The sequence below is a fragment of the Rhodopirellula halodulae genome, assembly GCF_020966775.1.
GTDB classification, from domain to species: Bacteria; Planctomycetota; Planctomycetia; order Pirellulales; family Pirellulaceae; genus Rhodopirellula; species Rhodopirellula halodulae.
On sequence record NZ_JAJKFV010000019.1, the window covers coordinates 1 to 10,539 of the forward strand.

The 10,539-nt window shown below is 54.3% G+C and carries 8 protein-coding genes; 1 reads left to right on the forward strand and 7 read right to left on the reverse strand.

What is annotated here, in order from left to right; genetic code table 11:
- The coding region (locus LOC70_RS12775; protein ID WP_230253972.1) for a transposase at positions 1–276 on the forward strand (276 nt) is incomplete at its 5' end.
- A gap of 1,858 nt (positions 277–2,134) precedes the next feature.
- Here the strand turns inward: LOC70_RS12775 and LOC70_RS12780 are convergent.
- The 7 genes from LOC70_RS12780 to LOC70_RS12810 all read right to left on the reverse strand — a co-directional run bounded on the left by LOC70_RS12780 (position 2,135) and on the right by LOC70_RS12810 (position 10,415).
- Complete coding sequence (locus LOC70_RS12780; protein ID WP_230253973.1) at positions 2,135–2,680, reverse strand: CbrC family protein; 546 nt, start codon at positions 2,678–2,680, stop codon at positions 2,135–2,137.
- Positions 2,681–2,781: 101 nt separating this feature from the next.
- A complete protein-coding gene (locus tag LOC70_RS12785) occupies positions 2,782–3,174 on the reverse strand; it encodes a hypothetical protein (RefSeq protein WP_230253974.1) in 393 nt (130 codons plus the stop codon).
- A 744-nt stretch (positions 3,175–3,918) separates the two neighbouring features.
- The gene (locus LOC70_RS12790; RefSeq protein WP_230253975.1) at positions 3,919–4,341 is read right to left on the reverse strand and encodes a hypothetical protein; all 423 of its coding nucleotides are present in this window, start codon (positions 4,339–4,341) and stop codon (positions 3,919–3,921) included.
- Between the two features lie 65 nt (positions 4,342–4,406).
- Positions 4,407–4,913, reverse strand: a complete 507-nt coding sequence (locus LOC70_RS12795; protein ID WP_230253976.1) for a hypothetical protein — start codon at positions 4,911–4,913, stop codon at positions 4,407–4,409.
- Positions 4,914–5,179: 266 nt separating this feature from the next.
- Entirely contained in the window at positions 5,180–5,599 is a 420-nt protein-coding gene (locus LOC70_RS12800; RefSeq protein WP_230253977.1) for a hypothetical protein, read from the reverse strand.
- Positions 5,600–8,366: 2,767 nt separating this feature from the next.
- Positions 8,367–8,699: a hypothetical protein gene (locus LOC70_RS12805; RefSeq protein WP_230253978.1), complete on the reverse strand. Its 333-nt coding sequence runs from the start codon at positions 8,697–8,699 to the stop codon at positions 8,367–8,369.
- A 1,302-nt stretch (positions 8,700–10,001) separates the two neighbouring features.
- Positions 10,002–10,415: a hypothetical protein gene (locus tag LOC70_RS12810; protein WP_230253979.1), complete on the reverse strand. Its 414-nt coding sequence runs from the start codon at positions 10,413–10,415 to the stop codon at positions 10,002–10,004.
- Positions 10,416–10,539 lie beyond the last annotated feature (124 nt).

Sequence of the window (10,539 nt, forward strand, 5' to 3'; positions counted from 1 at the left end):
TTGGATAAAGCGTATGATTCGACTGCGGTCCGCGAGCTCATCGAATCCGTGTATGGCTATACTTCGCACATCCGCAGCCGAGGAGAAGAGAAACGTGAGTTGGAAAGAGCCTCTGGCGAGCGTCCTCGGCGGTGGGTGGTTGAAAGAACTCATGGTTGGCTCAATCGCTTTCGAGCCATCCTCATTCGATGGGACAAAAACGTTCAGAATCACATCGCCGGTCTTCACCTCGCGTTTGCCTACTTCATCTACAGCAGACTCGGGGTTTTCGGATAGGTTCTTAGAGTCAATGGTTGAATCGCAATTTGGGCAGTTTTCGTAATCGAACCGAAAGCTTGGACGCTTGGCATTGACGACACTGTTGCAGCCAGTACAGGTCGCAGGTTCGTGGTGCGGCGCCGTCGTAAGTAGCGGCGATCGATAACCGCAGGTGCAAGATGCTGTGAATTCCTCAGCCATCAATCAGTCGGGTAACGGTCAGCGTCACCGGGCGGTGGCGAGCGATGTGAATGGAAAGCGAAGCAGGTCTCCACCACCGCTCCGTGTGCACGCGATGGTTATCACGTCACTCGCCATATTTTTCTCGCCAAAACGAGGTGCCACGATACCAGAATCCGGGGTCTCGCGGCATCTCCAAGACCTGCTCAATGCGTCCTGTCCAGATTGCAGTCCTGGGCCCTTCGCAAAGTCGGAACAAAAGCCCAGGAGTCAATGCGTGGTGCGGACCGGAAGGTGCCGAAAGTTGGAACGTTAAACGATATCGATCTGGTTCAACCATGTTTTCGACCCGGCGTGTGACGATGTCCCACGAAACTTGCTTGCCACGCAAGTCGTCGTGATCATCGGAGAAGATCTGGGGATTGTAACGCAGCCAGGGTCGGCGTAATTCACGAGCGTGTGTTGATTTGATTGTCGCAATAGCAGCGTTCGATACATTGCCGGGGCGATACTGAATCTGTTGATGCATCGCTCTTTTAGCCGCGATAACGTTTGCGATATGCGGGCGGTGGCGGGGAATGTGATTGGAACGCCGAGTTGGTCTCCACCACCGCTCCGTCATCATCGCGTGGTTATCGGGAATTCTGTCGTGGATCCAATCGAGTGACTCGAAACCGTCGAGTGACGATCAGGAGCGCACCGACAGGTGAGGAAGCGATGAGTACGATGTCGATGGAGAACGTCAAAGGATTGTATCAGACGTAATCGACATCGTTCGCATCGTTTCCGGGAGTCTACGCAGCGGTGACACGTTGGAGTCGCGGTGAGGCGATCGGTTGGCAACCGGAACGCAGCCCGTTCGTCCGAAAGGTTGGCGACCGTTCGCATGACCGCGACGGATGTTGCAAGATCGAGCGACGGAGTGTGCCGAGCGACCGATCGCAGTTTCGTCCGCCATCATGTTCAGCGTTGATTGGTTTGACGTTCAAAGTGTTGAACGCTTCATTGTGCGATCGGCGCACCGACGAGAAAACGATCGCGAGCGCAAATAATGGCGTGGTGTGCAACCGAGATCGGCATCGCTACGTCCTGCATAAGTCGCCGCGATAACGGCAGCGATCACCCGGCCGCCGCGAATAATCAAACACTTGTGAAAACACTACTCGGCGGCTCGGTGTGCATCGCATTGTTCCCCGGTCTCATCGACCGCTTCGCGATTCGATCGGTGCAAATGAAACGAGCATAGTAGCCATATCGCAAAGGATGAGATCGCAATCGGCAGTAGAGCAGTTGAGAGAAACAAAGGAAAGCGAATATTCCCCGCAAGTTCATTTGACGCTGTGGAGTAGTCCGCGGGAGATGTTGAGTAAAACGCGCGGACCATCTTATAGGCCGTGCCGAGGGGCGGTAGCGAAATGCAGCCGATAGCAGTCCAGCCAGACCATCGCTTGATCCAAATCAGGTTGCGTTTGCGTGTGATTGACACCTAGTGAACTGAATGCGGGGTAGAGTAGGCGGATTTCTGGTTTCGAGCGTCCGTCGGAGATTGCTTTCACCATCGGTGAGTTGGTCCCGAGTATTGAAAGAGCGATAGGCTCAGTTCCGGGGAACGGCAGCGATCACCCGGCCGCCGCGAGCAATACACCACTTGTGAAAACACCACTCGGCGGCTCGGTGTGCATCGCATTGTTCTGCCTTATGTCGGCTGCCAAATGAAATACGTCTTACGGCACGACAGGCATCTGAAAATACAGATCTCACGCAATGATTCAGGTTTCAATTCGAAGTCCCAATGAGGCTCAACGGGGCGCCGATCCCAAAATTGATGCTGCGAAACAACACGCACCGACTCGTTGTAATCGGTAGGAACACCAATGAATTCACACCAGTCTCCGCAGCAAAGCGGCCAATCCTCGCCCTGCATCATAAGTGGGATGTGTGGGATCCGATGGTATTGCTTGACCGCGTCCTGTTTGTCGCTGGCAAACCTGTTTATGAGTTTCTGTATGTCGGCAATTTCGTATTCGCTCTTGCGTACCAAGCCAGCGTTGATGCAGCCAGCACATGCTGCGTAGATTTCGGGTTCTTCCTCGGCCAATTTCGAATTGGCCGCTGCTGATGGATCGACAATTTCACCGCGGTAGTTGTACGACACAGCGGCGGCACGTTCGCAGCACTGGCATTCGCCAAGCTCGGACGGTTCCAAGGCAATGTCAGCGATGTATCGGAACGTGATACCCATCAAAGTTTCGTAGCAGAACGGCGGACATCACCGGGCGGTGGAAACCCGTGTGATTGGAATGCAAAGCAGGTCTCCACCACCGCTCCGTGTGCATGTCATTGTTATCCGCCAATCACACCCGGTCGCGGAGGGCCGAGCTTTGGAGGCAACGCGGTGCCGCCGAGTAGCGAGTCAGTAAGGTACGAAAGCACGGACCGCAAATCAGCCTGATCGCAGAAGTACGCATCAATGAGCCCCGGAGTCGTCCAAGGCGAGGTATTGAATCCATCCTCGATATCGTTGTACCAAACCACCGTTTGGCCGAAAATGGCGACGACCCAAAACCCACCGCCGAGGTCACCCCATGGGTGAAGTTGCCATTTGACTGGTTGAATGCGAATCGCGTCCCAAAGACGTTTGGCCGATGCGTTGTGTTGAGGGGTTTCGTCGTCAACCAGTTTAAGCAAATCTGTTTCGCTGATTGGGATCCAATCAACGGTCTCATCTGCGGTCATGATTCAGTCGGATAACGCTCAGCATCACCGGGCGGTGGAAGCCAACGTGATTGGAATGTGAAGTAGGTCTCCACCACCGCTCCGTGTGCATGCAATTGTTCTACGCCTACTCAGACGCTGCGACGTGTACTGTCGGTACGAGCATTCATTCAGTTGTGGGAGCTTATTCCTCGGCCATTCCGGTCAATGGCACTCCGTGTTGGGCCATGTACCGAGCGAGCCATTGTCTGGATGTATCTGTCATCGGCATGTCGTAGCTGTAAGGTGTCCACCGAACATGGGTCTCATGCTGGAGTCCGGCGTAAGCGATGCGTTCGGTGCCGTGAAACCAATCGATTCCTGGGAATCCCTGACAGCCGCATCGCTCGCCCCCGAAAGAGCGTTTGAAGCGAATGTTCGAGTTAAATTCAGAAATGGCATCCGGGTCGGTCATCCGAAGAAAAACGGTTCTATGGCGCGAAGCTGTGTTCTCGTAACCTTTGGCGTGTATGACGATTTCGTTCGAATGCTGAACTGCATTTTGGAACGTGGCGTTTGGGTCGTTGGAGATTGCGAACCAAGTCACGCTGGCGAACGCAATTGTTGCGACAACGAGCATCGTAAATTGCTTGGTTTTTCGAACCATTTCAGAAACGCGGAGATTGCTTTCGATTCGATCGTAGAACGTCGGCCGTCACCGGGCCGCCGGAGAAACGCTCTCCATTGGCAAACCGCTTGATCGGCGGCTCCGTGTGCACGGCATTGTTACGCCTTTTCTGGCAGCGGAATCGGGTTAGCGAACCAAGTGATCAGGACATCGTCGACAAATCGGCAAAACTCGTCGGCGCAGCGTGCGATGTCCTCATCACGCGTGGTCCAGCCAAAATTGTAGCGAATTCCGTTTGGTGAACTGGGGCGCGTGTATGCGTCGCTCCATGGTCCACCGATGACCGTCCCTGTCGAGCCGTTCATCACGATGTGCGCCATCACGCGAACATCCCGTCCGCTTGAGTGTTTTTGAAAGCCAATGTGCTCAGTTCGGTCATTGGACTCCCGCACGAAATCTCCGGACCCAGCCTTTGCAAAACCAATCGTCGTCAAATACTGTGCGACACGCCGAAGCACCTTGTCACGCGATTGTCGCATTGCTTTGTCGCGTGCTTTCAGTTTGGCGATGCGATCAGTCATGCATTCAATGGCGTAACGGCGGCGATCACCCGGCCGCCGCGAGTAAGCGACCACTTGTGAAAACACTACTCGGCGGCTCGGCGTGCATCGCTTTGTTCTGCCTCGAATCCGTAGGTGCGAGCAAACCACTCCGCAAATTGCTCGGACCGCTTCGTCGAACGATCGGGATGGAAGCGGTCGACATGATGACCGATTTCGTGGACAAGCACATCCCAAAGATAGAACCGGCGTATTGAATTATCCGAGAATCTGTAGATCCACTTTCCGCCCACGTGCGTCATTTCGACGCCAGCCCTTTCGTAGGCGTGCATTTCAGATGGCTTGTGAAGATTCGGAGACTCCCAAAGACGACGACGCTCCGGGAACGCAAAGAGTGAGATTGAACCGGATCCATAACAGCCGTACCACCAATTCTTGTTCCATGCCGATTTTTCCTGACGGTTCGAGCCGCCGAGCAAGGCGATGCGTTGTAGGCCGACGAGCATTTCTTGCGGAACGATGGCAAGAATGCGTTTCACGTCTTCTTCATCGAACGGACGAACGAATCTATGGTGCAACGGCAAAACCAGCAAAGCGATTTGGGAACCATCTTCAAGTCCGTACATCGCAGCTGGACGAACCCGCCCAAGTGAATTCAGTTCGGATTGCTGTGGATCGTATTGCGACCAATTCGTGTGCTTTGACGACGAGTACATATTGGATCGACCGGCACTCGGTTTGGCATGTCGATTCATTGCTATGTATCTATGGCAGAACGGCGGACATCACCGGGCGGTGGAAACCCGTGTGATTGGAAAGCGAATTAGGTCTCCACCACCGCTCCGTGTGCATGTCATGGTTATCCAAGATTCTGAGGAATGGCGAAGAATGTCGAGCAGACAAACACAATCTCGAAAGACGCGGTGAGGGAGTCCGCACAGCGAAGTCGCGGATGGGGTCCTGGACGAAACACAAAACAGACCAGAGTGTAGCCGAGCACTGCGGCACTCATCAGGCGTGCGATCGACGCCAATGGTACAGGAGCGAAGAGCGGTGCGTGCCAGAGCACGGATGATTCGGGAGTCCGCATCGCTGGCAGCATGATGAGAACTAGCAAGTAGTGCAGGTAAATGTATCCGACAATCACGAAATGGCAGGGTGACGTCAGGTAGTGAGACTGAATCGCGATTCCATTGTATGGATGGCGTTTGTTTTGCGCCCGGAGATGGTCCAGCGTGTAGAGTGCGAGTGTGCAAACAGTGATGAGTAGCACTAACATGAGATCATTTGCACATCGTCGACGTTTTCGATGTCTTGATGCATAGAGATAGCGACGCTCATTTCACTGTCAACCAGCAGGGTGTATCGGATAACGACGGACATCACCGGGCGGTGGAAACCCGTGTGATTGGAAAGCGAAGCAGGTCTCCACCACCGCTCCGTGTGCATGTCATGGTTATGCGTTTCCGCGGCAGCCGTGCGCGATCGCGAGCATCGAGTGGAGCAGGTGTTCGATTGTCAGCCAAGCGATTCATTTCGATGAGAGTCGGTGAGGTCACGAGCGGCTGAGTGTCAGTCGGTTCAGCATCGATGAGTCATGGACGCGGTGTCGAGCGTCGTTTCGGCACGACTGGAGCGCAATCACGAGATTGAATTTCACGCGGCATATCCGAGCACGAGATCGCGCCGGTATCCAGCATCGGTTGGGTCGGCAGTGATCGCTGAACGAGAGCATGGATCTGCGTATCGGTCTCACGCATAACGTTTAGCGTCACCGGGCGGTGGCGAGAGATGAAATTGGAAAGGTTACCAGGTCTCCACCACCGCTCCGTGTGCACGCAATGGTTATCCGTCATTTGCGGTGCGTGATGCGGTTGAAACACCGTCTTTTTGTCCCAGCAGTCGAGCAAAGCCGTGCGGAAGACCACAACCAAATAGTAGAAGCGGAGAGAGTAGGGTAGATGCGAACAGTGCCCCAATTAAGTTTTCCTGCTTGAACCGAAGCGAAGGGAAATGGAAAGTAAATAGAACGCAAACAACGAACGCGACAAATCGAGTCAGGTGAGGACGGCGATGCAGCGGAGCGGTCGATAACTGTGCGAGCAGCAATGCGAGAGCTGCCAATATCGTCCAGTCATTTGCGATGCCAGTAAGAAACACAAGCATGTTGCCGGAGATAGCTAGCTCCGCGCGATGACTCGTGAAAACGTCAATTGCGATAAGGCACAATCCAACGGCTAGCAATGTGATTAACGTGTTCCAAGCGAACACCCAACGATTACCACTTGAGCACTGCGAAATGGGACGTGGAGGTTCATATGGGTTCTTCATGCAATCTCGCAGTAAAATTGCGAACGTCAAATCGTCAGTCGGATAACGTTTGCGATATGCGGGCGGTGGCGAGCGATTTGATTGGAACGCCAAGTTGGTCTCCACCACCGCTCCGTCATCATCGCATGGTTATCGGGAATACTATCGTGGATCCAATCGAGCAGTTCAAAACCGTCTAGTGATGATCGCGAGCGCACCGACAGGTTAGGAAGCGATGGGTACGATGTCGATGGAGAACGTCAAAGGATTGTATCAGACGCAATCGACATCGTTCGCATCGTTTCCGGGAGTCTACGCAGCGGTGATACGTTGGAGTCGCGGTGAGGCGATCGGTTGGCAACCGGAACGCAGTCGTTCGTTAGAAAGATTGACGACCGTTTGCCTGACCGCGACGGATGTTGCAAGATCGAACGACAAAGTGTGCCAAGCGACCGACCGCAGTTGTGTCCGCCATTGTTTTCAACGTCGATTGGTTTGATGTTCACTGTGTTGGATGTTTCCGTCGTGCCGTAGATGCGTCGTCGAGAAGACAAACACGAGCACCGACGGTAGCCTTGTGTGTAGCTGAGATCTGCGTAGCTACGTCCGGCATGAGTTGCCGCGATAACGTTTGCGATATGCGGGCGGTGGCGAGGGATGTGATTGGAATGCCAAGTTGGTTTCCACCACCGCTCCGTCATCATCGCGTGGTTATCGGGAATACTATGGTGGATCCAATCGAGCAATTCGAAACCGTCGAGTGGCGATCACGAGCGCAGTGACAGGTGAGGAAGCGATGGGTACGATGTCGATGGAGAACGTCACAGGATTGTATCAGACGCAATCGAAATCGTTCGCATCGTTTCCGGGAGTCTACGCAGCGGTGAAACGTTGGAGTCGCGGTGAGGCGATCGGTTGCAACCGGAACACAGTCGTTCGTCAGAAAGGTTGACGACCGTTCGTCTGACCGCGACGAATGTCGCGAAACCGAGCGACGGAGTGTGCCGAGAAACCGACCGCAGTTGTGTCCGCCATTGTTTTCAACGTCGATTGGTTTGATGTTCGCTGTGTTGGATGTTTTTATCGTGCCGTAGATGCGTCGTCGAGAAGACGAACACGAGCACCGACGATAGCGTTGTGTGTAGCTGAGATCTGCGTAGCTAAGTCCGGCATGAGTTGCCGCGATAACGTCACGCGTCACCGGGCGGCGGAAACTAAGCGACCACTTGTGTAAACTCTCCACCGCCGCTCCGTGTGCACGCGATTGTTATCCGCTCGGATCGTCGAAAATATGTCTCCAGCCATGGTCCCGCCACATCGCGAAGTAGTGCCCGACAAGCAACCCGAACAACGCGGAGAGGATAGTTGTGCCGGCTACAAATAGGAAGATTAGCGGGGCGTCGAGGAACTGGGTCGCTGAAGACAATCGGGCCGCACCGTCAGCGAAGCTAAGCGGGTAGGCGACACCACGAATGACGGCCATGAGCCAGAAAGAAGCAACCGCCACGAACGCACCGACGACACGCGGCGAGGACTCAGATGATCGAGCGGCTCGAAACGTCGAGCATACCGTGCAAATCGCAACCGACGACAGTGTGGCTATCACTCCGGGAAGGGGCTGGACGCCACATACGCCAGCAAAGGCAACGGCGAGTAGAAGCAGGTCGAATGTCCGAAAGGTCATCTGGTGATTTCAGTCGGATAACGTCGGCCGTCACCGGGCGGCGAGAGTAAAACTAACCATCTGAAAACGCGCTGCCGCCGCTCCGGTGCACGGCATTGTTCCCCGCGTCCTGGATTTGGGTGTCTTCACGCGATCCAGTATCGAGAGGATCTCTAGTATGGGCACGTGTTCGGGCGATTTGCAAATAGGCACCAGCGATCGCGGTCAGCCAACCGAGAGATTGAACGCCCATCGAAATCGCAGCCTTTGTCTGGTTGATCGTGAATCGGATCGAGCCGTCGGGATAAACAGTCCGATCCTCGAACACGCCGAGCAACAGTTGATCAGCGAAGAACGAAAGGAACAGGAGTAGTCCCGCGATCGAGTAGGCGAATGAGTGGGGCAAGCGTAGCCGATATGCGCCGTGACACGCGGCAACAGCCATCGCAAATAGGGCAAGTGATGGCAACCAGGGTCGAGTGAGATATAGATAGTGGTAGATCTGGTTCATCGATGATGCGGCGTCTAGTAATACGCCTCATGCGCGAAGGTTGATGCAAGAAGTGTCGCAATGGTTCAGTCGGGGAACGTTTGCGATATGCGGGCGGTGGCGAGCGATGTGATTGGAACGCCAAGTTGGTCTCCACCACCGCTCCGTCATCATCGCGTGGTTATCGATCTTAGACCTCCGACGCGGTGTCGTTAACGCATTTTCCCGATTGAATTTCAGAACTAAGCGAGAGGATCGCGGGGCGAACTATGACACGATAGAGGATCGCTACAACTACGACGTAGCCAATGCAGATAGCTAGCGTTCGAACCGTCAGTTCAACGACACCCGGATCTGGTTGGTAGCTATTTCGCCAACCAATAAGCACGCTCGCCATCATTGAATATGGCAGCGAAAGACCGAGGAACCATAACAAAGCGAGTGGCTTGTCAACACGCTCGCTAATCGCTCGTTGAGCTTCGTGACGATGTTTAAGATGCTCGTGAATGTGCTTTAGCATTGCTTGAAAATCATTCGACAAGTGCCCGATAACGTTTGCGATATGCGGGCGGTGGCGAGCGATGCGATTGGAACGCCGAGTTGGTCTCCACCACCGCTCCGTCATCATCGCATGGTTATCGGGTATTCAGTCGTTGATTCAAGCGAGCGACTTGGAATCGTTGAGTGGCGATCACGAGCGCAGCTAGAGGTGAGGAAGCGATGGGTACGATGTTGATGGAGAACGTCACAGGATTGAATCAGGTGTAGTCGACATCGTTCGCATCGCTTCCGGGAGTCTACGCAGCGGTGATACGTTGGAGTCGCGGTGAAGCAATCGGTTGGCAACCGGAACGCAGTCGTTCGTTAGAAAGGTTGACGACCGTTCGCATGACCGCGACGAGTATTGAGGGATCGAGTGACGGAGTTTGTCGACCAACCGACCGCAGTTGTGGCTGCCATCGTGTTCATCGTCGATTGGTTTGACGTTCATGGTGGCTAACGTTTTCTTCGCGTCAGCGGATCACCATCGAGCGTCGTTCGCGAGCATCAATGATGGCGTGGTGAGCAACCGAGGTCGTCATCGCCAAGTCCTGCATTCGTTGCCGCGATAACGACCCGCGTCACCGGGCGGCGGAAACCAGGCAACCACTTGTGAAAACTCTCCACCGCCGCTCCGTGTGCACGCGATGGTTACCCGCAATTCCGGAAGGCAAGGAACTACATGACGTTTCGCGACAGATACATCGTACCGTCTTTGAAGTAGGCACGGGTTTGCCCGCCGTTCGAAGCAGATTGTGTAGCGAACGCCGCGTCAGGGTCAGTAAAACCTAATCGATCCTCGTCGAAGCGTTGAAGCTGTGAGTCGTATTCGGACATTGGAACAGGAAATTGAGCGACCCAAGCATCGAATTCCGCTCGCGTCATCGAATACGAGGCGAACAGGTGCCCAAAGCTTGGTTCATAGGTCAAACATCCGGACGCCGGGACGTAGTCATTGTGAGACTGGTGTAGTTCGACAAATCGGTCGTGGTGGAAGAATTTCGTGCCCGTGTACGTCAACGCAATCCAAAGAGCAAATCCGAGTAGCAGTAGTTTACCGAGGTGTATACGGCGGATGAGACGTACAACCACTGTCATCGCGATCGACACAATTAGAGCCTATCCGGAAACTGGTATTTGCTGAAAGCCTGATAAACGCGATACTTTGAGCTCCTCGAAGCAACGGAGTGTGCGATGACCGATGGCAACCGAAAAC